Source organism: Methanocalculus chunghsingensis, assembly GCF_018132105.1.
GTDB lineage: Archaea > Halobacteriota > Methanomicrobia > Methanomicrobiales > Methanocorpusculaceae > Methanocalculus > Methanocalculus chunghsingensis.
This window is the reverse complement of record NZ_JWHL01000003.1, coordinates 82,421-104,775: the sequence shown is the minus strand read 5'-3', so window position 1 is coordinate 104,775 and position 22,355 is coordinate 82,421. Positions and strand designations below refer to the sequence as shown.

The 22,355-nt window shown below is 53.7% G+C and carries 23 protein-coding genes and 1 tRNA gene; 17 read left to right on the top strand and 7 right to left on the bottom strand.

Annotated features, from left to right (window positions below; all coding sequences use genetic code 11):
- Positions 1–82 precede the first annotated feature (82 nt).
- Positions 83–156: transfer RNA gene (locus RJ53_RS03335), tRNA-Lys, on the top strand.
- A 94-nt stretch (positions 157–250) separates the two neighbouring features.
- Here RJ53_RS03335 and RJ53_RS03330 read toward each other — a convergent pair.
- On the bottom strand, positions 251–1,144 hold the full coding sequence (locus RJ53_RS03330) for an ABC transporter ATP-binding protein (protein ID WP_211530203.1): 894 nt from the start codon (positions 1,142–1,144) through the stop codon (positions 251–253).
- A gap of 156 nt (positions 1,145–1,300) precedes the next feature.
- Here RJ53_RS03330 and RJ53_RS03325 point away from each other — a divergent pair, with 156 nt between their 5' ends.
- The 4 genes from RJ53_RS03325 to RJ53_RS03310 all read left to right on the top strand — a co-directional run bounded on the left by RJ53_RS03325 (position 1,301) and on the right by RJ53_RS03310 (position 5,182).
- Positions 1,301–3,097, top strand: coding sequence for an ABC transporter permease family protein (locus RJ53_RS03325; RefSeq protein ID WP_343221817.1), 1,797 nt, complete (start codon positions 1,301–1,303; stop codon positions 3,095–3,097).
- Complete coding sequence (locus tag RJ53_RS03320; RefSeq protein WP_211530202.1) at positions 3,097–4,179, top strand: ABC transporter permease; 1,083 nt, start codon at positions 3,097–3,099, stop codon at positions 4,177–4,179. The genes RJ53_RS03325 and RJ53_RS03320 overlap by 1 nt, the downstream gene beginning before the upstream one ends.
- Positions 4,180–4,279: 100 nt before the next feature.
- Positions 4,280–4,492 (top strand): hypothetical protein, encoded by a 213-nt coding sequence (locus RJ53_RS03315; protein WP_211530201.1) that lies wholly within the window; start codon positions 4,280–4,282, stop codon positions 4,490–4,492.
- Positions 4,493–4,537: 45 nt separating this feature from the next.
- Positions 4,538–5,182 carry a HepT-like ribonuclease domain-containing protein gene (locus RJ53_RS03310; protein WP_211530200.1) on the top strand — a complete coding sequence of 215 codons (645 nt, stop codon included), beginning with the start codon at positions 4,538–4,540 and terminating at the stop codon, positions 5,180–5,182.
- Between the two features lie 40 nt (positions 5,183–5,222).
- Here the strand turns inward: RJ53_RS03310 and RJ53_RS03305 are convergent, their stop codons facing one another.
- On the bottom strand, positions 5,223–5,948 hold the full coding sequence (locus tag RJ53_RS03305; RefSeq protein ID WP_211530199.1) for a M48 family metallopeptidase: 726 nt from the start codon (positions 5,946–5,948) through the stop codon (positions 5,223–5,225).
- Positions 5,949–6,032: 84 nt separating this feature from the next.
- Between RJ53_RS03305 and RJ53_RS03300 the strand changes: the two genes are divergently transcribed.
- From RJ53_RS03300 to RJ53_RS03290, 3 genes are read left to right on the top strand one after another with little or no spacing between them, the layout of a single operon-like run.
- Positions 6,033–6,404: a Mov34/MPN/PAD-1 family protein gene (locus RJ53_RS03300; protein WP_211530198.1), complete on the top strand. Its 372-nt coding sequence runs from the start codon at positions 6,033–6,035 to the stop codon at positions 6,402–6,404.
- Positions 6,401–6,835, top strand: a complete 435-nt coding sequence (locus RJ53_RS03295) for an adenylyltransferase/cytidyltransferase family protein (protein ID WP_211530197.1) — start codon at positions 6,401–6,403, stop codon at positions 6,833–6,835. Before RJ53_RS03300 ends, RJ53_RS03295 begins: the two co-directional genes overlap by 4 nt.
- Before the next feature lie 58 nt (positions 6,836–6,893).
- Positions 6,894–7,538 (top strand): DUF2284 domain-containing protein, encoded by a 645-nt coding sequence (locus RJ53_RS03290; RefSeq protein WP_211530196.1) that lies wholly within the window; start codon positions 6,894–6,896, stop codon positions 7,536–7,538.
- A 2-nt stretch (positions 7,539–7,540) separates the two neighbouring features.
- Here the strand turns inward: RJ53_RS03290 and RJ53_RS03285 are convergent, their stop codons facing one another.
- Genes RJ53_RS03285 through RJ53_RS03270 form a run of 4 tightly spaced genes read right to left on the bottom strand, consistent with a single transcriptional unit; the run spans position 7,541 to position 11,810 of the window.
- Positions 7,541–8,557 carry a response regulator gene (locus RJ53_RS03285; RefSeq protein ID WP_211530195.1) on the bottom strand — a complete coding sequence of 339 codons (1,017 nt, stop codon included), beginning with the start codon at positions 8,555–8,557 and terminating at the stop codon, positions 7,541–7,543.
- A gap of 5 nt (positions 8,558–8,562) precedes the next feature.
- On the bottom strand, positions 8,563–9,006 hold the full coding sequence (locus RJ53_RS03280; RefSeq protein WP_211530194.1) for a response regulator: 444 nt from the start codon (positions 9,004–9,006) through the stop codon (positions 8,563–8,565).
- Positions 8,993–10,672 (bottom strand): sensor histidine kinase, encoded by a 1,680-nt coding sequence (locus tag RJ53_RS03275; protein WP_211530193.1) that lies wholly within the window; start codon positions 10,670–10,672, stop codon positions 8,993–8,995. The genes RJ53_RS03280 and RJ53_RS03275 overlap by 14 nt, the downstream gene beginning before the upstream one ends.
- Positions 10,656–11,810 (bottom strand): iron-containing alcohol dehydrogenase, encoded by a 1,155-nt coding sequence (locus tag RJ53_RS03270; RefSeq protein ID WP_211530192.1) that lies wholly within the window; start codon positions 11,808–11,810, stop codon positions 10,656–10,658. Before RJ53_RS03270 ends, RJ53_RS03275 begins: the two co-directional genes overlap by 17 nt.
- 323 nt (positions 11,811–12,133) lie before the next feature.
- Here RJ53_RS03270 and RJ53_RS03265 point away from each other — a divergent pair, with 323 nt between their 5' ends.
- From RJ53_RS03265 to RJ53_RS03240, 6 genes are read left to right on the top strand one after another with little or no spacing between them, the layout of a single operon-like run.
- Positions 12,134–13,171, top strand: coding sequence for a DUF2117 domain-containing protein (locus tag RJ53_RS03265; protein ID WP_211530191.1), 1,038 nt, complete (start codon positions 12,134–12,136; stop codon positions 13,169–13,171).
- Positions 13,168–14,319 (top strand): hypothetical protein, encoded by a 1,152-nt coding sequence (locus RJ53_RS03260; RefSeq protein WP_211530190.1) that lies wholly within the window; start codon positions 13,168–13,170, stop codon positions 14,317–14,319. Before RJ53_RS03265 ends, RJ53_RS03260 begins: the two co-directional genes overlap by 4 nt.
- A 51-nt stretch (positions 14,320–14,370) precedes the next feature.
- The gene (locus tag RJ53_RS03255) at positions 14,371–16,056 is read left to right on the top strand and encodes an ATP-dependent DNA ligase (protein WP_211530189.1); all 1,686 of its coding nucleotides are present in this window, start codon (positions 14,371–14,373) and stop codon (positions 16,054–16,056) included.
- Positions 16,057–16,077: 21 nt separating this feature from the next.
- Positions 16,078–17,271: a hypothetical protein gene (locus RJ53_RS03250; RefSeq protein WP_211530188.1), complete on the top strand. Its 1,194-nt coding sequence runs from the start codon at positions 16,078–16,080 to the stop codon at positions 17,269–17,271.
- Positions 17,268–18,290, top strand: coding sequence for a sensor histidine kinase (locus RJ53_RS03245; RefSeq protein WP_211530187.1), 1,023 nt, complete (start codon positions 17,268–17,270; stop codon positions 18,288–18,290). The genes RJ53_RS03250 and RJ53_RS03245 overlap by 4 nt, the downstream gene beginning before the upstream one ends.
- 4 nt (positions 18,291–18,294) lie before the next feature.
- A complete protein-coding gene (locus tag RJ53_RS03240) occupies positions 18,295–19,572 on the top strand; it encodes a response regulator (protein WP_211530186.1) in 1,278 nt (425 codons plus the stop codon).
- Between the two features lie 26 nt (positions 19,573–19,598).
- On the opposite strand, the gene RJ53_RS03235 is transcribed toward RJ53_RS03240, so the two are convergent.
- Positions 19,599–20,387 carry an MBL fold metallo-hydrolase gene (locus tag RJ53_RS03235; RefSeq protein ID WP_211530185.1) on the bottom strand — a complete coding sequence of 263 codons (789 nt, stop codon included), beginning with the start codon at positions 20,385–20,387 and terminating at the stop codon, positions 19,599–19,601.
- A gap of 148 nt (positions 20,388–20,535) precedes the next feature.
- Here RJ53_RS03235 and hisD point away from each other — a divergent pair, with 148 nt between their 5' ends.
- From hisD to RJ53_RS03220, 3 genes are read left to right on the top strand one after another with little or no spacing between them, the layout of a single operon-like run.
- Positions 20,536–21,786 (top strand): histidinol dehydrogenase, encoded by a 1,251-nt coding sequence (gene hisD / locus RJ53_RS03230; protein WP_211530184.1) that lies wholly within the window; start codon positions 20,536–20,538, stop codon positions 21,784–21,786.
- Between the two features lie 53 nt (positions 21,787–21,839).
- Positions 21,840–22,055, top strand: a complete 216-nt coding sequence (locus RJ53_RS03225) for a type II toxin-antitoxin system HicB family antitoxin (protein WP_211530183.1) — start codon at positions 21,840–21,842, stop codon at positions 22,053–22,055.
- A 13-nt stretch (positions 22,056–22,068) separates the two neighbouring features.
- A complete protein-coding gene (locus RJ53_RS03220) occupies positions 22,069–22,305 on the top strand; it encodes a type II toxin-antitoxin system HicA family toxin (RefSeq protein ID WP_211530182.1) in 237 nt (78 codons plus the stop codon).
- Positions 22,306–22,355: the final 50 nt, after the last annotated feature.

Genomic DNA, 22,355 nt, shown 5'->3' with positions numbered 1-22,355 from the left:
GGCTACCAGATAATAATGCTGTTTCAGGCGTAATTCACAAGTAATATATAGGTATGAAATCAACGGTATTAGGTCAAACAGAGGGCCTGTAGCTTAGTTAGGAATAGCGACGGACTCTTAATCCGTAGGTCAGGGGTTCAAATCCCTTCAGGCCCGTTTTCATGACTTCTTTTATGGCTATCATCGTCTTGTTTCAGTTTTACCCTTTGCCGCAATCTCCTTCGCTGAAAAGGAGATGAAGGCAGTATCATTATCCATTCTTCCCGACAGCCATCAGCATCTCTTCAAGACTTGGATATCGTGACTCAATCCGTTCAACACGCCCCCCGGAGGAGGAGATCTGGGCGGTAACAGCATTCAATCCGTCAAGGGTCTTCACACTCGCCCTGTACATGCCGTCATCAGGGATGATATCCGCGATCTCCCTGAGAGAAGCGGGATCATCGATCAGGAAATGGATATAATAGGTTATCGAGCCGAACCTCTCCCGGAGCTCATCCATGGAACCTGACGCGACCTCGACACCTTCTGAGAGGATCAGCACCCAGTCTGAGATCTCCTCCACCTGGTAGAGGTTGTGTGCGGAGATGATGATCGTCTTGCCCTCCCGCCTGAGGGTGCGGAGATAGGCGGTGATGAACCGCGAGGTCATCGGATCGAGGCCGGAGGTGGCTTCATCATAGACAAGGATATCGGGATCATGGAGAATTGATCGCGCGATCGCAACCTTCCTCCGCATTCCTTTTGAGAGTTCGCCGATCTTCTTCCCGTTATGGTCGAGGTTGAGGGAGGTGAGGAGTTCGTCGGAGCGTCGCTGTATCTCAGATCGGCTCATCCCATAGATCTCCCCAAAGAAATTCAGATAGGCATCCACCGTCATCGTATCATAGAGGCGCGACTCCTCCGGCAGGTAGCCGAGACGCATCTTCAGCTCAGTCGGATCTGCGATGACATCAATTCCATCAATGATGAGAGTACCTTCGGTAGGAGTGAGAAGACCGGAGAGGATCTTCAACAGTGTCGTCTTCCCTGCGCCATTATGACCGATGATCCCAAAGATTCCGCTCTCCGGGAGATCAATATCGACCCCCTTCAGTGCAGTATAGCCATTAAACTCTTTCCGAATACCCCGGCCATGGATCATAGTTCACAATCGGCACCACGATGAATAAAACTTCCCGAATAAGCACCTTCAGGTCGAGGATGCCGTTTAATTACGTGGAGGGTGATTCTCCGGACCCTGCATCTTTGAAGATCCTTTTATAGGATAACGACCGTATTTCTGGCTATGTGGATGCATATGCTCAGGCAGATCAGCGTCATCTCCCGATGGGAGCTTCGCCGGACCCTCGGAACGATGGGTCGTGGTGTGCTGCCTGCTGCCATCATCCTCTTCGTCCTTCTCATCCTCGCCTCCGGATTTGCGGCATCAAGCGGGGTACATCTGCAGGATGGGATCTACCGCCTGGGAACCGATAATCAGGAGGCCGGGCAGATGATAGCAACGGACAGCCGGTTCACCGTCTTTACCGATGATGGGGCATCTCTCTGGGAAAACAGGGAGTTCTTTGACATCATTATCCTTGGGAGTGAGGTCTACGTCCATGATGATGAGAAGGGGAGAGCGGCCCTTGGGGCACTCAGCCTGGTGTATGAGAGCTATACCTCACTCATCAATGCTGAAGAACCGGACCTGTATGCGGCATATCCGCTCTGGATAGATCGCAGGTATGAAAAAAGCCTTCTTGATTTTACCGCCACACAGGCTGGCCAGCGGATATCGCCGGTTCCGGAAGAGAGGGCACCGGTTCCAGAGCGGCCGGTCGTCCCGGTAGCGACCCCCGATGTAACAATCCCCTACGAACCTGATCAGCTCAGGGCAGAGATCTCAAGGTCCGCAGTGCAGGATGATCAGATACGGCGGTACACACAGACCCTTGGGTTTGAATCTGAGACGGGGACATTCAGGACACCGGCACAGCTTGCCCCGCCACTTCCGTTCGATTCGATCATCCTGATCTTCGTCTTCATCTTCCCGCTCTACTTCACCTCCCAGTTCTTCATGATGAGTATTATGAACGAACGGATCGAACGGCGTGGAGAGATCCTCCTCTCAACACCGTATCGACCATCAGCCATCATCCTCGGAAAGGCACTCCCTTACTTCCTGCTGATGCTTGCCATATCGGGTCTGATCATTCTCATCAGTAGCCTCCCTCCGATCATCATCCTCCCTCTCATCCCGGTCATCCTCTTCTTCCTTGCTGCCGCCCTCGTCATTGGCATGCTTGCCCGGAGTTTCAAAGAACTCTCCTTCCTCTCGATATTCTTCTCAACAGTCGCAACATCCTACCTCTTCTTCCCAAGCATCTTTGCCAATGTCCATGTGATCGCACTCGTCTCCCCGCTCACCCTGATAGTCCTTGAGATTCAGGGGGATGCATTTACACTCGCCGATTATATCTACTCCACCGCACTCTTTTATCTCACCAGTGCAATCCTTCTCTACGCAGGGGTGGTGAATTTCAATGAAGAACGACTCTTCTCGTTCCATCACCTCATTCCACGGACGATTGAGTTTATAACAGCCGGAATATCGACGAAATACACCCTCCCCTCCCTCTTCAGTCTTGGAGCACTCGTCATCCCCTTCGTCTTCATGGTACAGCTGATGGGGCTTGTCTTCGTCTTCAACCTCCCGATGCCACTATCACTCCTCCTCCTGATCGGCTTTGCCGCTGCAACCGAGGAGATCGCGAAGTCGATCGGGATCTATGCACTTGCGAAGATACTTCCCGGAGGACTGGGATGGCGGCATGTCATCTTCGGTTCAGGAGCGACGGCACTCGGCTTCCTTGCAGGAGAGAAGCTCCTCCTCTTTGCGACCATCGCCCAGGTGACAGAGTCGGTCTTTGGGAGCATCCTCTTCCTCTCCCTTGAACTGCTCTGGATGCCCTTCCTCCTCCATGCAGTCTGCCTCGGGGTCGTCGCTATCGCCCTGAAGGCCGGGGGGCTCCGGATGTATATCCCGGGGATATGTTGCGCAACCGTCATTCATGCCATCTATAATCTCGCTGTCATCGGGGTGATCCCATAATGAAAAGCCGAAACATTGGAATTATTGCACGAAAGGAGCTCTCCGGGATCTATGCAGAGAAGACCATCGTCTTCGCCATCCTCCTGCAGCTCTTTATCGCCCTCTTCTCATCGTTTCTGATGATCGGCCTCACCTCAATGTACGATCCCGACGCTCTTGCCGGATACCAGGGTGTCGAGTATGGAATCGGCTATGTCGGTGAGGAGGGCGATCTCTCCCGGATTATCGATGATCGAAGGGATCTCGCCCTATACAATCTCGATCTCGATTCTGCAATCGCATTACTGAAAGAACGGCAGTTGTCCGCCGTCATCTGGGTTCCGGAGATCCCTCCGGATGATCCCGGTCCTGTCATCGTCACACTCTATACGCTCCAGAATGACATTCAGGCAGCCGTTGTTGAGGTGAAGATGAAGGAGGCGTTCCTCGTCTACGAGGAGGAACTCAGGAGCGTGCGTTCGAATCGGCTGATAATGAACCCGATCCAGCTGAACTTCCCTGATACCGGCGGCCGATCAAATTACTATGAGTTTGTCTTTGGCCTTCTCATCCCGCTCCTCGTCTTCATGCCGGCGATCATCTCTGCCGCGTTGATCATCGACCTCATCACCGAAGAATACCAGTCCAAAACACTCGAGACACTCCTCTCAACGACGGTGACCTACGGGGAGATGATCTGGGGGAAGATACTCGCCTGTATCCTTATCGTTCCGGTCCAGTCTGCTGCATGGCTCGCCCTCCTCTGGATTAACGGGATCGCTGTCCAGAATCCGGTGCAGATGCTCCTCCATGTCATCGCCGGTTCGATGGTTCTGATCCTTATCGGTGCCCTGGTTGCCCTTCACTATCGCGAGAGGACGAGTGCCCAGTTCGTCTTCTCAACGGCAATCGTGGTGGTGATCATCTTCATCATGTCAGTACCATACAACCCGTTGAATCTCCTGGTGCGCCTGGCTGTCGGGACGATCGGATCTCTGCACTGGCTCATTCTTGCAGGAGTGGTTGCAGTCGCAGTCCTCCTCTCAGTCCTCCTCAACCGGTATGCAGCATATGTCAGCACCCTCCCATTACGGGAAGGGTGACGATATCCCCCCAGAGGATCTCCACGGCAGAATCCCACCACCCGGAGAAAGACAGAGAGAAAGAGCTATCGGGTATCGATACAATCAGAGATCATCTGCAATGGTCCTCTACCAGACCCCCGGTATCGTCGCCTATCTCTTTCTGGCGATGGCAATAGCACTCCTCATCTTCTTCTCATACGTCTCAGTCACCATGATCATCTCCCTTCAGCGCCAGAGAGAGATGCGGCGAAGAAAGAAGAGCCGGAATACAAAGAATGTATCCCGCTATATGGAGGAGCGGTTCCGGCAGGATATGGGGAGAGATCGATAAAACCGGCGATAATGATAGGAGAGAGATGAACAGGAGGGATGAAAGGTGAGATCACGGCAGGAGATAACGTCCATTCTCAAAAATCTGAAAGCTGAGATGACAGAGAAGTTTGGTGTGACAAAACTTGGCACATTCGGCCCGAAGCTCCAGGGGGACGGGGAGGTTTCTGTTATCGTGGCCCTATCAGATGATCGGGATCTCCTCGATATGGCAGGCCTTTTCACCTATATCAGGGAGAAGACCGGCCAGAATATAACGATCATCTCCATGCAGGGAGTACGGGAGGAACTACAACCACTCATCTTCGAAGGAGTGGCGGCAAACCATAAACATTCCCGGCTCTTTCTCAGAGAGATCATTTCATCACTCTCGGATATCGAGACCTTCTGTCAGGGGATGCAGTATCATGATTTCCTGCAGGACAGAAAGACCCAGGCAGGGGTGTTGGCAACGCTCAATGCCATTGGCCTCCTCTCACGCTGTATTTCAGTGGAGAGTAAAGCTGCTCACCCTTCGGTCCCATGGCAGGCGCTGATGGCACTTCCTGAGGTGACCGGATCATGCTATGGAACTGACCTGCAGCTCATCTGGACGATGGTACAGAGGAGGGTGCCGGCTATCAGGGGGGCACTTGGTGGCGAGGCGGGTGTCAGTAGAGTGGAGAAGACGGGGCTTCGCAGATTCTTTTAACTCCACATGCGAGAAGCCCCCTGCGCAAGCGGGGGGTAGTTCACAAAGCATACCGCATCCCCTCTTTCTGCAGGTTCGCATGAAAAGTCCGATATTCGGGAAGGACTGATTCGACGAGTTCCCAGAACTGCTTCTGATGATGCGCCTCCCGGAGATGGCAGACCTCATGAACAATGGTGTACTCCAGGTACACGGGTGGCGCCAGAGCAAGACGAATATTGAGGATGATCCCGTTCTTCTGTGTGCATGATCCGAACCGCCGCTTCTGGTAGCCGAACCTGATACGGGGTATGGGAACACCGATCGCCTCTGCCGTCCGCCCTGCGACCTCTTCAGCAAAGGGGAGGATCGCAGAAGAGTAACACCTGATGACCGCCTGGACAATCCGCTCTCTCTCATCCACAGCGTCTCTTCCCTGAGGGAGGGAGAGATACAGCTCATTCCCTGCGATATATGCGAAGTAGCCATTCCCTGTTCTGGTATGCCGGATCGTGAGGAGGCATCCCTGGAACGGAATCGTTGCCCCGTCTTCATATTCCTGCACCGGCGTCTTCTCGAGAATCTCTTCCTTTCTCATGCGTGCCTTCCTGATCCAGCAGGCTTCAGCTTTCAGTAAGGAGACGGCCGTCTCCCTGGAGAGGGGAGATGGAGATCTGATCTCAACTGAGAGATCATCCCGGATAGCAAGGGCTGTACGCTTTCGCCGGCGGTTGATGGCAATATAAAAGATGATCTCTTCACCATCGATCCAGCATTGCCCCTTCATTCACTATGAAATATGCAGGCAGGATTGATGAAATGTATCCTGCCACAAGCTTTCATAGTCAGCAGGCGCACATAATTACAGACAATGAATATTCATGCCATCAGTCGCGATACACTCTCCACACTCCTTGAGATGGCGAAGAGCCAGCATCCTCTGGAGTTTGTCGCCCTCCTGATTGCGGAGGATGGAGTGCTATCCGACATCAATCTCCTCCCCGGCACCCGGCTTGATGAGCGGAGTGCGTCCATATTCACTGACATGATCCCACTTGGCATGAGTTTCGCCGGCAGTGCACACAGCCATCCAAACGGCGTCATTCACCCATCTGATGCGGACATCAGTTTCTTTCCGAGATTTGGAAGCTGCCATCTGATCATCGGGTATCCATACGGGCCGGATGACTGGCAGGCCTTCTCACGTGATGGAACACCACGTGGACTGGAGGTTCTTCCATGACCCGCGTCGTTGCAACCGGGACATTTGATATCATCCACCCCGGCCATCTCTTCTATCTGGCAGAGTCAAAAGCGCTTGGGGATGAACTCTGGGTGATCGTTGCCAGGGATGAGAATGTCAGGCATAAACCAAAACCGATCATCCCCGAGGATCAGCGGCTCAGGATGGTTCTTGGATTAAAGCCGGTCGATCATGCGGTTCTGGGAGATAAGACCGATAAATTCCAGCCAATCCGGGATATTGCCCCTGACATCATCACCATCGGATGTAACCAGCGGTTCGCCCCGGAGAGTCTCGAGGCAGAGCTCAGAAGCCATGGCTTTGAGATCCCTGTTGTCCGGATCGATGAGTACCGCGGTTGTGAACTCTGTTCATCCTCAAAGATCATCGAACGTGCCCTGATGCAACGCGGCCATCCCCCTTCACGGTGAGCCAGCCAGACCAACCTTTATCAGATATCAGGAAGAGTCCCATCCTGATGTGATGGAGATGGCAAAACAAAATCTCTCTGATGAACTCTCTCTTCTCTCGGCATTTGCAGAAGAGAAGGGGGGCATTCCCGCGATCATCCCTGTCGGGGAGATTGTGGTTGCAGAATGGGTCCGGATGAAGTGCCGTTTTGGTTGTAAGGGGTACGGTAAACACCTTAGCTGCCCTCCGTACACCCCGTCGCCGGAGGAGATGCGAAAGGTCCTCTCAGGATACAGAACCGCGATGCTTGTCAGGTTCGACGGGGATCCCGCACATCCGGAGATCCGGCCGGAGGATATTCCTCCCGACTTCCACTCATTCTATCGCAGGATGATCCTCTGGATCTGGGAGACGATGTGGGAACTGGAGAAGAGAGCGTTTTATGATGGGTATTACAAGGCGTTTGCCTTTGGAGCATACCCATGCATCTTCTGTGAGACCTGCATCGCCGAAGAGGCTGAAGGATCCGTTGATGAGAGCCTTCGCCGGAGATGCAGGATGATGGACCGGGTGCGGCCGAGTATGGAGGCGGTGGGTATGGATGTCTTTGCAACAGCACGAAAGGTCGGATGGGAAATCGATCCGATCCCATGTGCCGATCTGGAGTACGGAAAGATCATCCATGGCAATATCCGGTCTGTCGGCCTCCTCCTCATCACCTGAGATCAGCGGAGGTCGCCCGGCTCATCCCCAACACGATAGTTTCTTCTGAGGAACTGGCGGACATTCTCAGATTCGATCCATCCATGATCGAGTTGCCGTATGATATCATTTATCCGGTAGACCTGGGCCATGACCTCCTCTGAGGTTGCATCCTCAGAGAGGATAGAGTATCCAAGGATCACCTGTAGCGGATTTCTGATATGATCCGCAAGAATTGCAAACTGTTCGATATTATGGTCTATCTGGAGAAACGCCTTAATCTGCCGCCTTTCAAGATCTTTCTTCTCAGAGATATCACGGATGACAGCTGAAACTCCGTCCGGACAGTCCTTAATGGAGATGGGGCTGATACTCACCTCAAGGTCAATCGAGCGCCCGTCGGGCGTCAGGATACCCCCTTCGAAGATCCGGCTCTTTCTGAGATCTGTTGGGAAAAAGCCCTCTGCAATCCCATCAATGGTCATTCTGAGGAGATCCCGCTCCTTGAATCCAAGAATCCGGGAGCTCATCTCATTTGACTCGATGATCCGACGGGTATTTCGATCAATGAGAAGAATACCTTCTGATATCTGCCTCATCATGCTCCGGTACCGTTCTTCCGAGTCACGGAGCGCATCCTCGGCCCGTCGCCGCTCCTGCCGGTCCCGGGCCTCCAGCAGTGCCCGGTTCACTGACGGAATAAGGCGGATAAGATTATCCTTCATCACATAATCGGCAGCCCCGTCCTTCAGCAGGGAGACGGCGGCCTCTTCCCCTATTGCACCGGAGACGATGATGATCGGGATATCATATCCCCGTTCCCTGACCGTCCGGATGAGATTATCCCCACCAAATCCGGGCATATGGTAGTCGGTGAGAATGATATCCCAACCGTCATCCGAAAGTGCAGATAGAAGGCCCTCTTCGGTCCAGATACGGATGGAATCCGGATCAAAACCTCCTTTTCTGAGTGCCCTGAGGAGAAGGAGTGCGTCATCCTCTGTATCTTCTGCGATAAGTACCCGGAGTTTCTCGTGCATGAATATCACCTCAATCTGGGTTGTTCATTCAGGATGAGCCAGTAGGTACCGACCAGTCGTATCGCCTCCATAAACTCTGAGAAGTCAACGGGTTTGCGGATATAACTGTTTGCCCCAAGATCATAGCTCGCAACGATATCCTCCTCCTCTGCGGAGGTCGTCAGGATGATGACCGGGATCAGACGGGTTCTCTCATCCTGCCGAATAGCCCTGAGCACCTCATGCCCATCCAGTTTCGGCAGTTTGAGATCCAGCAGGATCAGAACCGGAAAGGAATCCTGCTGACGGGCGGCGTATGATCCCCTGGCAAAGAGGTAATCCAGCGCCTCCTCACCATCACGGACGACGACGATCGGGTTTGCAATCCTGTTGCGGGTAAATGCCCGCAGGGTCAGGAGTTCATCATCACGGTTATCCTCAACGAGAAGGATCGTCTCATCCTGAAACATGGTTTTCTTCTTCTCCTATCTCATTTTTGGTTCCCAAAGTAAAATAAAAGGTTGCTCCGGCCCCAACGGCCGCTTCGGCACGGATGGCTCCCCCGTGCTTGCGGATGATACGGGATACGGTTGCAAGGCCAACCCCGGTACCCGGAAACTCCTCATTTGAGTGAAGGCGGGAGAAGGGGAGGAAGAGCTTCTTTGCATAGACCATATCAAATCCTGCACCGTTATCAGAGATACTATAGACGGGGGTGATCCCATCATCCCTCATATCAAATGAAATCTCGGTCCTCTCCTTCCCCACGGTAAACTTCCACGCATTTCCAAGGAGATTTTCCAGAGCGATCCGAATCATCCTCCGGTCTGCGGAGACGAACATCCCCTCAGATATATGAACTGAGACATTCGCCCTTGGATGCGAGGATGATATATCGGCAATAATCTCTGCGGCGAGATCAGAGAGTGAGAAGGTCTCGCGCCGGATCTCCTTTCGGGAGATTCTCGAGAGGAGGAGGAGATCCTCGATGAGATCACCCATCCTCTGTGACGCAGCCCGGATACGCCGGAGATATTCGGATGCTTCAGCAGGAAGAGACTCACCGAAATCTTCAAGAAGAGCCAGCGAGAAACCGTCAATACTCCGCAGCGGGGTCCTGAGATCATGGGAGACGGAATAGGTGAAGGCTTCAAGCTCACTGTTTGCAATGGCAAGCTCTGCCGTCCTTCGACTTACCCGATCCTCAAGCTCGGCGTTCAGTCTCCTGAGGCGATCCTCGGCCCTTCGCCTGAGAATAACCTGCCAGAGGATCTCGCCAAGGTACATCGCCTGCTTCAGATCGAGATCGTCATATGGAACGGCCTTCTCAAAGAGTGAGATGATCGCAACAACAGATCCCCCGTCTGTGATCGGAAGATCCATACGAATTCCTTCATCGGCGATGGATGCGCCATTCCCCACCATGATCCGTTCCCAGGGGCCGTTCTTCCCAATCGGGGAGATCCCGGACTGGCTGGATGACCCGGCATCAGATCTGTAGGTGGTGAAGAAGCGTTCGTCGTGACTGACAACCCCGAGTATTCCGTATCTGCTCTGCGTAAGTAAAACGGTCTTCTGAAGTGCTTCAGTGAGGATACGGCCCTCGGATGCATCAGGCATATGGCTCAGCCTGAAGGCGGCAGCAAACATATCCCTGGTTCGCACAATGGTATCGGATGCAGCCTTTTCATCGGTAATATCCCGGACGATGGTGATCAGGTACGCATCCCCGCCGAAAGAGACCTGGTGGAGTGCCACCTCCAGATATCGGGGAGATACTGTGGAAAAGTGGGGAGAGGCAAGGATCTCAACCCCACCCCCTGCCTCCTTCATCCGGCTGTACCAGCCGGCATCATGAAGATGCGATTCGATCGTCGTACCGACGAGATCCCGCCTGCTCTTTCCAAAGAGACGGCAGGTCTCCTCATTGCAATCCAGGATGGTATCATCATTCATCCCGATGATCATGATCCCAAGATCGATCTGATCCAGAATAAAACGAAAACGCTCAAGTTCAAGGAGACGAACCCGAAGCTCGGGATAGTGGCTCTTTCGGAGCGATCCTTCTCCGAATCCAAGTATCTTCTCCCGGAGCAGCTGTTGTTCACGCAGACCGGGTTCAGAGCGCCGCTTCATAAAGAGCAATAACCTCCTCCCTTTCAGGGATGTTCGGATTTGTGACAATACAGGGATCCAGAACTGCTGATGAGGCGAGATCAGGGATATGACTGCTCATCATCCCACGATCTCCGAGCGTGCCGGTGATCCCAACGTCTTCTCCAAGGCACCTGATGGCATCGATGATGGCATCAGGCCCATTCTCATGTATCTTACCCACAGGAAGACCAAGCATCGTGGCGATCCTGTTGTATCGTTCTCTCGCTGCAGGGAAATTATGCCGGATGACATATGGAAGAAGGAGCGAGTTCACCTCGCCATGGGGGAGATTATACATGCCACTGATGGCATGGCCCATTGCGTGAACGAGACCGAGGCTCGCATTCGAGAAGGCAAGGCCTGCATGAAGGCTTCCAAGCATCATCGATAATGCAGCAGAGGAATCATCCCGGCTCCTGTATGCCTTCGGGAGTGCGGTTCGTATCAGCTGTATCGCCTCACATGCATGGAGATCGGTCAGTGGCGAGCTCCCGGTTGAGACATACGCCTCGATGGCATGCGTCAGGGCATCAAACCCTGAGTATGCGACGAACTCACGCGGGAGCGTTGCGAGGAGGGCGGGATCGATAAGTGAAATATCAGGGATGATCATCTTGCTGATGATCGCAAATTTCCTTTTTGCGGCCTGATCGGTGAGGATTGCAAACTGGGAGACATCCGCTGAGCTTCCTGCCGTTGTCGGGATACAGATGAGGGGCGGGCCCATCTGCCTGATCTGGTCAACACCTTCGTATCCACGGATATCCCCGCCGTTTGTGGCAAGAATGGATATCCCCTTCGCAGAGTCCATCGGGCTGCCGCCCCCGATGGCAAGGATGCCATCACACCCGGCACGATGGTATAGCCCTGCTCCTGCATGAACCTCATCGGTCCTGGGATTTTCAGATACGCCATCGAAGACCGTCAGATCGACGCCGTGATCTTCTGCGAGGGTACTGATCTCGTCAACCCACCCTGCCCTGATGACCCCGGGGTCGGTGACGAGGAGAAGATGCTGTATTCCGTAGTTTTCAAGATAGAGACCTGCCCGGTTTCGTGCGCCATCCCCGATGATCACCTCGGGCATCACAAACTTACGAAGAGTGTCAATAGTCATCAGAAGATCCCCTATGATACTATTCCCTCCTTCGAAATGATAAATAAACCGGCATCTCCTAACCGAGGATGAGAGAAAGAAGACTGGATACCGGGTGCGCTCCGCAGACAGGGATGAGGTGATGATCTGCCACCTGAAGAAAGACGGGTGGCAGCATCCCAGGTGCTAAGGTGGAGGACGTGCCGGATTGTGGCGCGCCCGGTCTGGATGGTGTGTCCTTCTTGGACAATTTTTATATAAGTGTTTTATTTATTAATACTTTTTGTTTATCAGGTGTTATCAATCCACAATACTATCCCGGAGAATCACCATACAATGATCAGATGCGATCCCGACCCCTCACCTGCATATTCCATGGCCCGTCTGTCTTCGATGAAGGGGATGCCGCAAGGATCAACAGAATTCTTGCTCCGGATCACCTGATCGTTGCAGGAGTGATGGGGAGAACTGCCGCCGCAGAGAGTGGTCTTGCTATCACACCTGCTGATCTCCCTCCATCGTTTGTCATCAACAAGATGACAGGAGATAGTATTCTGGTGAACAGGGGGAAGACCCCGGAGTCAGGGCGATGGTTTGGTGAGATCGTCGCCGGCAGGATCACAGGCGGGAGGGGGCTTGTGCATATTGAATGCTCGGATCAGACCTGTTATCTCTGGAATGAAGGAGACAGGGAGCTTGCTGAATATGTCGCAGAACGGATCGGCTGTCCGGTTGTCGAAGTATCATCATCCTGCCGAAACACTCCGGAGATACGGACGATCCATGGCTGTCTCCCAGGTGAGCCGGTCTGTGTGGAAGGGATCACTATCGGGTATGCCACCGCCGGAGAAGTGATCCTCTCCCGTGATAATGGCACCCTCAATCCGATATCAGGCATCCGGGTCAAGCCGCATGGAATGGAGAAGCTGATTGCCATCGGATGCCCCCCGCTCGACCGTGCATGGTGCAAAAGCGGCCAGATTCGTTCATCCCTTCCGGAGACCCCGGCCCGGAGGGCACCTGTATGCGGAAAGATCGCCATCATCGATCATGCAGCACTCGATATCTACCGGATCATCACGCCGAATCTCGCCGGTATCATCACCATCGGCGATGACACAACCGCTGTATGTGGCCATATCGGGGCTGTCCAGGGGGTTCCGGTATTTGGGATCACCGATGGGGATGCCGACGGGATCGTTCCTGAGACCTATGCCCCCGGCTCAGTTGTGACCCATGTCATCTGCGGAACTGATGATGATCTCGGGCGGGAGATTGCAGCCTCGATCCCCCAGGATGCAGAGTTCTGTTGGGACCGGCTGGTAAGAGATATCCTGCGTACATATTCCGGCACTATCCGGATCGTGAGGGATCTGCGGTGAAGCGTTGTGCAGAATGCAAGGGGAAGGGGCTCTGCGGACTTCCAAAGTGCCCGATCATGCAGCGCTTCTATGCACAGACGAATGAGAAACCGGTCTCCGAATATATGGGCCCTGCCCCTTCCGTCTTTATCGGGAGCGGGGGTTACCCCAAGGTCGTTGGTGGCCCGCTCCTCCTCCGTGAACCCGATGTACCGACCGACTGGATTACAGGGAATCTCTCGATAGATGATATCGTCGCGATCCGGTCACGAACCATCCGGGGAACACAACCCATCGGCTCAGTCCTTGAGAAGTCGCAGGAGGTCGCCCTCTCCCGCCGACCTCTGGATGTGGAGGCGACCTTTGTAAAACCGGTCCAGTTCGGCCTCTCCTTTGACGGGACCATCGCACCCATCGGCCTCTCAGGCCAGCTGAAGAAGGTCGATATCATCGATAACGCAGTCATCGAACCGGCGGTCGATCGGTATACATCCGATACCGATATCCTTGCAACCGAGGCGGTTTCGGCGCTTCATCAGGAGGGGATCGATGTCTATCGGATCACCGACCTGCTGACAGCAGGCCTCCTCGGATCGAAACGGCGGTTTGTACCGACACGCTGGGCGATCACCGCTGTGGACGATATGGTCTCACTCCAGCTCAGAAAGCAGGTGGAACGCCTCCCCCCGCTTGGTGATATCATGATATACTCATCTCTTCTGCATGGAAACCATCTCGTCATCCTCCTCATTCCGTCACCCGACTTCCGGTTCGAGATGATAGAGCGGTGGCAGAAGCAGTCCCTCTGGGGAGATACCGGGGATGTCGTGGTGGTGGATGGCGAGGGGAGGAAGAAGAGGGGATATTCACCGATTGCAGGGGCATACTATTCAGCCCGCCTCGCTGTCCTTGAGCATCTTGCCCAGGTCGGGAGATGCGCCCGTGCCCTCGTCATCCGTGACATCTCAGGTGAGTACTGGGCACCACTTGGAACCTGGGTCATCCGGGAAGCGGCACGGCAGGCGATGCGATCCGGGGGGATTGTCTCTTTGGATCTCCCCCAGGCTGAAGAGATGATCACCAGTCTTCTTGGATCATCATTCTGGCGGCACCAGTCGGATCTTATCCGGGATGTAAGGGTCCAGAGGACATTCGCCGACTTCTTCTGAGAGCCAGATCCATACCTTCATTCATTCCTGAGAAGAGGTATAACCACGTCTATGCTGTTTTCTGAATTTGCCCTCTGGTGTGAGAGAATTGAGCAGCTCTCCGGCCGGCTTGAGATGATCGACCTCATTGCAGGAGTTCTCCCTGACCTTGATGAGGAGGATCTCCCGATCTTTGTCCGGTTCATCCGGGGCCTCATCTTCCCTGACTGGAGCCCGACCAACCTCGGTATCGGTCCAAACCTCCTCTATGATGCAGTCGCGTATGTGGGGGGAAAGAAGCGCTCTGATATCGTCATGCTTGTCAACAAGACAGGGGATGCAGGAAAAGCGGTTGAATTATTTCTCCTCAGGGAGAAGACCCAGCAGGCACGCCTCTTCCCGGGTGAGGAGCTGACACTTGCAGAGGTGTACGTGACATTTGAACGGATGGCAGATACCGGCGGGGCAAAGTCACAGAGGGAGAAGCAACGGAATATTCAACTCCTCTTCTCAAATGCCTCACCGCTTGACGGGCGATATCTCACCCGTCTGATGCTTGAGGAGCTGCGAATAGGTGTGGGGGAAGGGAATGTGCGGGATGCCATCGCCCGTGCCTTCGGGGTGAACCCGCCCCTCGTTGATCGTGCACACCAGGTGATCAACGATCTCGGTGAGGTGGCACGTCTTGCGAAATCAGATCCCGGTGCCCTGGAGAAGGTGAACATTGAGCTCTTCAGGCCGGTGAAAGTGATGCTTGCCCAGGCCGGAACGATCCAGGATATGATCACAGGCTCCCGCGAGGTAGCGGCCGAGTTCAAATATGATGGCAGCAGGTTCCAGTTTCACCGATCTGACGATCGGACGATCATCTACTCCCGGAGGCTTGAGGATCTCACCGATGCACTCCCTGATGTTGCTGAGAAGCTCAACGCCGTCTGTTCCGGGGATCTTATCCTCGATGGCGAGGTGATCGCCATCAAAGACGGCCGTCCCATGCCGTTTCAGACAGTTCTCCGGCGGATCCGGAGGAAACATGATGTGGCGGGGCATGTCGGTGAGATCGAGATGATCCCCCTCGTCTTTGATATCCTCTATAAGGATGGCAGGAGCCTCATCGATCTCCCCCTCACCGAGCGACGGCTGATCCTTGAGGAATCCGTCACCGGATCGGTTGCACCACAGATTCGATCATCAGATGAGGAAGAGCTGCTGGCATTCTACCATGCCGCACTCGATGAAGGCCATGAGGGGATTATGCTGAAGGTTCCGGCATCCCCCTATATTCCAGGGAACCGGGGGAAGCACTGGATCAAATGCAAACCTGAGGTTGAGACGATGGATCTCGCCGTGATCGGAGGTGAATGGGGCGAGGGGCGAAGAGCCCGTCACTTCGGATCGTTCCTCCTTGCATGCCGGGATGACCAGGACCACCTCCTTCCGGTGAGCAGGGTAGCAACCGGCATCAATGATGAGACACTGGGCATCCTCTACGATCTCTTCAAGGATCGTGTCATCAGCGAATCTGGAAAGGAGGTCACCTTTGAGCCGGGAATCATCTTTGAGATAGGCTACTCAGAGATCCAGAAGAGCCCGAACTATGCGTCCGGATATGCACTCAGGTTCCCAAGATTTGTCCGTATCCGGGATGATAAGCGGATGGACGAGATCGAGTCACTCTCCTCAATCATCGGGCGATATCGTCTCGCTGGTGAGCGAAACGGTGATCAGAGCCCTCCTCGAAAGAATACATTAATATAAGAGTGTTGAACCTTCTTCTGTATGGAAGATGTGATTGTTTCAGATACATACACACAGGATCATCTGAAACAGCTGGGAGATCGCCTCTCTGAGTATATTGAAAAGAATATCAATTCAATAGACAGGTCGCTCCCTGCATTCTTTGCCCATGTCCAGTCTACAGTGAACCAGACAGCCCCCCGACTTTCTGAGCCTGAGTATAACCTCTTCATGGATGGGGTCGCCTGTCATATCTTCCGGAGAAGTCCGCTGAAGAACGATGCCTCGTATAACGAAGAGCTTGGAACAGCCCTCGCACAAATAAAGAAGGGAGGGGGACGGGGAGCTCTCGATCTCGTCTCAGGATTGTACCGTATTCTGCAGGGTAATTACGAGCGGGGCCTGGTACTCCTGAAGAAATATCAGGCGCAGGATCCTCTGATCGGATCGGCACGTGCCTACTGCTATATCCGCATTGATCTGAAGAGTTCAAAGATTCAATCTCCCGGGGAACCGGATCCCCGGCCATCAGATATGATCCTCAATGCACGGGAGCAGCTGATGGAGATGGCACACAGACGCCCACCTCTCACGATGCATCCTCTTCTGAATGAGGCGGAGAGAGACCTTCTTTTTCGTATCTTCCACGAGGTGTATGAAGAGGCGAGGAGATGGTTTCCTCATGAATCCTGGTTCGTCTGGATCGCCCTTGCGGTGGCTGATCGGGAGGGAGATCAAAGACGGCATGATGAGATCATCAGGGATGCCATGAGGGATTTTCCAGAGGATATCAGGTTTTTGCGGGTGGCATTGTATGATGCACTGAGGAATGAATCGATCGAGACGGCGGCACTCATCCTCAGGACGATGATACGGGTGATGCCTGATAATGCGGAGCCGATTTATTATGGACTCAGGATATCACTTGCAACAAAAAAGATCCAGATGTACTATCGGTTCAGGAAACTGGCGATCATCCGTGGACTCCCCCCCCATCTCCTCCACCTCCTCGATTATGCATTTGAGGTCATTTTAGGGAATGAAAGAGATGTAATCGCAAAACGCAAACTCTTTTATGAGTATTATCCCAAACTTGACTATCTGATGGAGTCCCTGACATATCTTGAAGCAGATATCTTCTCGCACGATCCGATAAGGGAGAGGAGGGGATCCCAGGCTCTCATCTCGGTTGTCGACAGGTTTGCAATGACGGTGCTACAGATAGGAGAAACATGAATAACGAGATTTTTATCGAATCATTCCTGCAATCACCTCAGGCGATGTTCATCATGAAGAGACAGGGGGATGAAGTCGTGGCACTCAACAGGGAGCTCGCTTCGATCACCGGAGTGGATGAAGGGGTCGGGCTTCATATCCCACTCTCGTCCCTGTTGCAGATCTCCGGAGATCACGCCTCAACAAACGGTATGCTGGCACAACGGATCAGAAACGGCGTCATGGTGGGGAGAGAAGGATTGATCCAGCAGTTTTCCGGACTGGCGAACGGTGAGGACGAGCTGCTGCTGCAACCCCGCCAGATCATTCTCCAGGGGGAGGAGTATTTCCTCATCTCGGTATCAGGTGTATCTGGTACAAAGGAGACGGAGATGAGACTCAAAGATGCACTCGCCGAGAAGGAGGTCCTTCTCCGTGAGGTTCACCACCGGGTCAAGAATAATCTCCAGGTGATCTCAAGCCTTCTTCATCTCCAGGCCCAGTTTGTTCATGATCCGACAGTTCTCGGATATATGACAGACAGCCAGAACCGGGTGCGGGCACTTGGCTATGTCTATGAGCATCTCTATCGATCAAAAGATATCGGGAAGATCGACTTTGCCGAGTATACAACCCGGATCACCCAGAGCCTGCTGAGAGAGTACAGTTCATTTGCGAAGCGTGTCTGCATCAGGTACGAGGTTCCACCGATTCACCTCAACCCGGACACCTCGATCCCGCTTGGACTGATCCTCAATGAGCTGATCTCAAATGCACTCAGGCATGCCTTTCCGGATGGGAGGGAGGGGGCGATATGGATCATGCTCTCTGCAAATGATGATGCAGGCTATTCATTGATCATCGGAGATGACGGCATCGGACTGCCGGAAGGATTTGACCTCGATCAGAGTGATTCCCTCGGGCTCATGCTGGTATCATCCCTCGTCTCACAACTTGATGGAAAGGTCGCATTGAAGAGGGATCATGGAACCGAATTTAAGATAAACTTCCAGGCATTACAATATAAAGAGCGGAGGTAAAGGAATGGCAGCAACACGGGTATGGATAGTTGAAGATGAAGCCATCGTTGCGATGGACTTAAAAATCCGTCTTCAGGCGCTTGGATATGATGTCCTCGGCATCTCAAGCTATGGTGAGGATGCAGTTGAGAAGGTTGCCCAGCATAAGCCTGACCTTGTGATGATGGACATCGTCCTGAAAGGGGAGATGGACGGGATCACGGCAGCCGGGATCATCAGGCAGGAGATGGAGATACCGGTCATCTACCTGACCGCCTATGCAGATGAGAAGACGATCGGCCGGGCAAAGGTGACAGAGCCCTTTGGGTATATCCTCAAGCCATTTGAAGAGAGGGATGTCCTGACGGTGATCGAGATCGCCCTCTATAAAGCCTCGATGGAGAAGAAACTCCGTGAGAGTGAACGCTGGATCTCAACGATGATACGAAGCATGGGAGAGGGGATCATCGCTACCGACACGGATGCGATGATCAAATTCATGAATCCTGTTGCAGTCGGGCTGACCGGAATCACTGATAAGGATGCGATCGGGAAGCCATCATCGAAGATATTCCAGATTGAGATCGGCGATACCGGCCATCATGCACCCGATCCCGTCCTTCGTGCCCTGATCGATCAGAAGACGATCATATCAGAGGAGACGATGACCCTCACCTCCCGGGATGGTAAACGCCGGTATGTCGAGTACACGGCAGCACCTATCCGTGATGATCGGGGGAGCCTCTTTGGAACCGTTCTCATCTTCCGTGACATCACCGATCGTATCCATGCCGAGGAGGAGCTTGAGCGCCATCGTGAGCATCTTGAGGAGCTGGTCGCTGAGAGGACAAGCGAGCTCCGGAAGGCTAATGAAAAGCTTGAACAGATGCTCCATTATATCGATATGACCGAGCAGAGATGGGTTGAGGAGACCCTCCTCTCTGAGATTGCGGATCTTGACATCACCCTCCTCCCGGCTGCTGAAGGGGTGATCAGCATCGACAGGGAACAGAATATCGTCCTGATCAACCGCATCGCGGAGGAGATGACGGGATGGATACAGGAAGATGCCGCCGACCTCCCGGTCTCATCCGTCCTGCTTCTCGAGTCGTCGGCCGGAGATATCTGCCAGCTCCCCTTGGACTCTGTCCTTGAGAGCGGCACCATCCGGATGCTCGATGAAGACTGGTACCTTGTCAGCAGATCGGGTGGAAAGAATCTGGTAACGCTGAAGGCAGAGCCGATCCGTGATCATGGGATGGAGATAATCGGTGCCACAATAGCGATCCGAAGAATCTCCTGATCCTGCTGATTCCAGCACCATTCCTTTTATATTTTTATTGTCTGCGAGAGGCAGGAGCAGTCGATATCCGGTGATGCCACATAGAGATCGATGTAACTCATATCAAGGCCGAGTGCCTCCTGCGAGGATGCAAAGGCCCGGGCCGGAGTATTATTCACCTCGCTTAAGTGGGAAAGGATGACGGTATGGAGTGATCCATGGAGATCCCTGAGGCATTCTGCTGCCATTGTGTTTGAGAGATGCCCGGTACGGCTGCGTATTCTCCGTTTCAGGTACTCAGGGTACGGGCCGGTGGAGAGCATATCCGGGCAGTGATTCGATTCTAAAACGATCCCGTCACTCCGGGCGAGGATCTCCATCATCTCGGTGGTGATGATACCGGTATCTGTCATGATTGAGAGGAGGAGGCCATCTGATTTGACCGCATAGCCACAGGGCTCGGCGGCATCATGCGATACGGCAAACGGGGTCACCTCAAAGTCGCCGGTAGTGAATGTGACCCCCTTTTTACAGCAGGTCTGTTCCGGCGGCTTCTTGATAGCCTGTCGTGTGGACCGGAAGGCAGTCAGTGTCCCCCCTGTTCCGATGAGCGGGAGACCAAGGGATCGTGCAAGTGCGTCAGCTCCCCGGACATGGTCGGTATGTTCGTGAGTGAGGAGAATGGCATCCACCAGGCCGGGATCCCCTCCTGATGCCTCGATCCTGGCAAGCATCTCCTTCTTTGAGAGCCCCGCATCAATGATGAGGGCACTCCTTCCATTGCTGATATAGATGCAGTTACCGGTGCTGCCGCTTGCAAGGACTGTGCATTCCATCTGGTGTACTCATTGTCTCCACATCCAGATAACAGTCATCCACCAGGCATTGGCAGTCGGGTGATCCCTCTGCCACCACCTCTTTGTATGGAGCCTGATCCATGCATCTCTGGAAAGATTCAATGGATCTCCCGGTACATGAGTGATTATGTGGAAGCCACTTGATACCAGGGGCTGGAGAGAGAGGCGCCGGGGTGATATCTCCGGTGTGCTGGGATCAGTCCGGGAGATCATCGATACTGTCCGAAGAGACGGGGATGCCGGGCTTATTGAGCTCTCAAGGCGGTTTGACGGATTCGAGGGTGGCTCACCGGTCATTCTGCCCGAAGAGATCGAAGAGGCATATGATGAGGTGGACGACCGCCTCATCGAAGCGCTCTGCGAGGCAGAGGCCAGGATCACGCATTTCCATGAACTCCAGAAGTCACGTTCCCTCTGGCTCGAAGAGATTGAGCCGGGGGTAACCCTTGGTGTCAGGACACGCCCGCTTGACCGGGTCGGCTGTTATGTGCCAGGCGGGAGGGCGGCGTATCCATCGACCGTCCTGATGACGGCCGTTCCTGCACGGGTTGCAGGTGTGCCTGAGATCTGTATCTGCACCCCACCGCCCGGCGATCCCCTTACCCTTGTTGCGATGGATATCGCCGGGGTGAATGAGGGGTATCGTGTCGGCGGGGCACAGGCGATTGCGGCGATGGCTATCGGGACAGAGACGATTGGAAAAGTGGCAAAGATCGTCGGGCCAGGCAATGTCTATGTGACGGCGGCGAAGATGCTCCTCCGGGGTGAGGCTGAGATCGACTTCCCGGCCGGGCCGTCTGAGATCGGGATCATCGCGGATATGACGGCTGATCCCTCCTATATCGCGGCCGATGTCCTCGCCCAGGCCGAGCATGATCCCCATTCGGCAAGCGTTCTGGTCACAACAGATGCAGGGCTTGCCGACAGGGTTGGGAGAGAGATTGAACGGATGCTGGCATCAGCACCAAGAAAGGAGATCATCGAGAAGGCACTTGCCCATTCCGGGTACGTGATCGCCTCGAATCGTGCCGAGGCGATCCGGGTGATGGATGCGATTGCGCCTGAGCACCTTTCGCTCCAGGTCGCCGACCCGATGGCACTCTTACAAGAGGTCGGGCATGCGGGATCGATCTTTGTCGGGCCGTATACGCCGGTCGCCTGCGGGGATTATGCATCCGGTACAAACCATGTGCTTCCGACGGCAGGGTATGCCTCTGTTTATTCCGGCCTTGATGTCCACCACTTCTGCACCCGGTCACAGGTCCAGATCCTCACCGAGGAGGGGCTTGACGCAATCGGGGATGTGGTGGAGGCTCTCGCAGAGGCCGAGGGGCTTGCGGCACATGCGGAGTCGGTGCGGGTGAGGCGGCGGGGCTAGGCAGCAGGAATGCATATGAAGGAGAGCCATCAAGAGGTATAGTGGGTGTAGTTATGGAAAGAATAAAAATTATTATTGAAAAACATCCGGATGGGTATATCGCCTATCCCATTGGTTTAAAAGGAGTTGTTATCGCTGAAGGTGACACATACGAAGAAGCACTTGCCGGGATACGTTCTGCTATACACTTTCATATAGAATCATTTGGTCCGGAGGCATTCGAAAATAACGATATCATGGAAACATTCGTCGCAGAAATAGCTGTATAATGAGGCCATATCGATGAAGTTTCCACATGATGCACCTCTGAAAAAAGTACTGAAAACATTGGAATCTCTTGACTTTCTGGTCATCATGACCGGCAATCACATCTCTCTTGCCAGGAAAAATGCTGATGGATCGATCACTCCAATGACTATCCCAAATCATCCTCATATTAAATCATCGACCCTTCGAAGTATCTGTACTCAGGCAGGTATTCCAAGAGATGTTTTTTTGAAAAGATATGAGATCTCGTGAGTACATGAGATAACAGGCAGGATCATAAATCTACTCACATGCCTTCCAAT

Coding starts and splice junctions, on each gene's coding strand:
- RJ53_RS03330 (WP_211530203.1), bottom strand. CDS start 1,144: ATGATCCATGGCCGGGGTATTCGGAAAGAGTTTAATGGCTATACTGCA.
- RJ53_RS03325 (WP_343221817.1), top strand. CDS start 1,301: ATGCTCAGGCAGATCAGCGTCATCTCCCGATGGGAGCTTCGCCGGACC.
- RJ53_RS03320 (WP_211530202.1), top strand. CDS start 3,097: ATGAAAAGCCGAAACATTGGAATTATTGCACGAAAGGAGCTCTCCGGG.
- RJ53_RS03315 (WP_211530201.1), top strand. CDS start 4,280: ATGGTCCTCTACCAGACCCCCGGTATCGTCGCCTATCTCTTTCTGGCG.
- RJ53_RS03305 (WP_211530199.1), bottom strand. CDS start 5,948: ATGAAGGGGCAATGCTGGATCGATGGTGAAGAGATCATCTTTTATATT.
- RJ53_RS03300 (WP_211530198.1), top strand. CDS start 6,033: ATGAATATTCATGCCATCAGTCGCGATACACTCTCCACACTCCTTGAG.
- RJ53_RS03295 (WP_211530197.1), top strand. CDS start 6,401: ATGACCCGCGTCGTTGCAACCGGGACATTTGATATCATCCACCCCGGC.
- RJ53_RS03290 (WP_211530196.1), top strand. CDS start 6,894: ATGGCAAAACAAAATCTCTCTGATGAACTCTCTCTTCTCTCGGCATTT.
- RJ53_RS03285 (WP_211530195.1), bottom strand. CDS start 8,557: ATGCACGAGAAACTCCGGGTACTTATCGCAGAAGATACAGAGGATGAC.
- RJ53_RS03280 (WP_211530194.1), bottom strand. CDS start 9,006: ATGTTTCAGGATGAGACGATCCTTCTCGTTGAGGATAACCGTGATGAT.
- RJ53_RS03275 (WP_211530193.1), bottom strand. CDS start 10,672: ATGAAGCGGCGCTCTGAACCCGGTCTGCGTGAACAACAGCTGCTCCGG.
- RJ53_RS03270 (WP_211530192.1), bottom strand. CDS start 11,810: ATGACTATTGACACTCTTCGTAAGTTTGTGATGCCCGAGGTGATCATC.
- RJ53_RS03265 (WP_211530191.1), top strand. CDS start 12,134: ATGCGATCCCGACCCCTCACCTGCATATTCCATGGCCCGTCTGTCTTC.
- RJ53_RS03255 (WP_211530189.1), top strand. CDS start 14,371: ATGCTGTTTTCTGAATTTGCCCTCTGGTGTGAGAGAATTGAGCAGCTC.
- RJ53_RS03250 (WP_211530188.1), top strand. CDS start 16,078: ATGGAAGATGTGATTGTTTCAGATACATACACACAGGATCATCTGAAA.
- RJ53_RS03245 (WP_211530187.1), top strand. CDS start 17,268: ATGAATAACGAGATTTTTATCGAATCATTCCTGCAATCACCTCAGGCG.
- RJ53_RS03240 (WP_211530186.1), top strand. CDS start 18,295: ATGGCAGCAACACGGGTATGGATAGTTGAAGATGAAGCCATCGTTGCG.
- RJ53_RS03235 (WP_211530185.1), bottom strand. CDS start 20,387: ATGGAATGCACAGTCCTTGCAAGCGGCAGCACCGGTAACTGCATCTAT.
- hisD (WP_211530184.1), top strand. CDS start 20,536: ATGTGGAAGCCACTTGATACCAGGGGCTGGAGAGAGAGGCGCCGGGGT.
- RJ53_RS03225 (WP_211530183.1), top strand. CDS start 21,840: ATGGAAAGAATAAAAATTATTATTGAAAAACATCCGGATGGGTATATC.
- RJ53_RS03220 (WP_211530182.1), top strand. CDS start 22,069: ATGAAGTTTCCACATGATGCACCTCTGAAAAAAGTACTGAAAACATTG.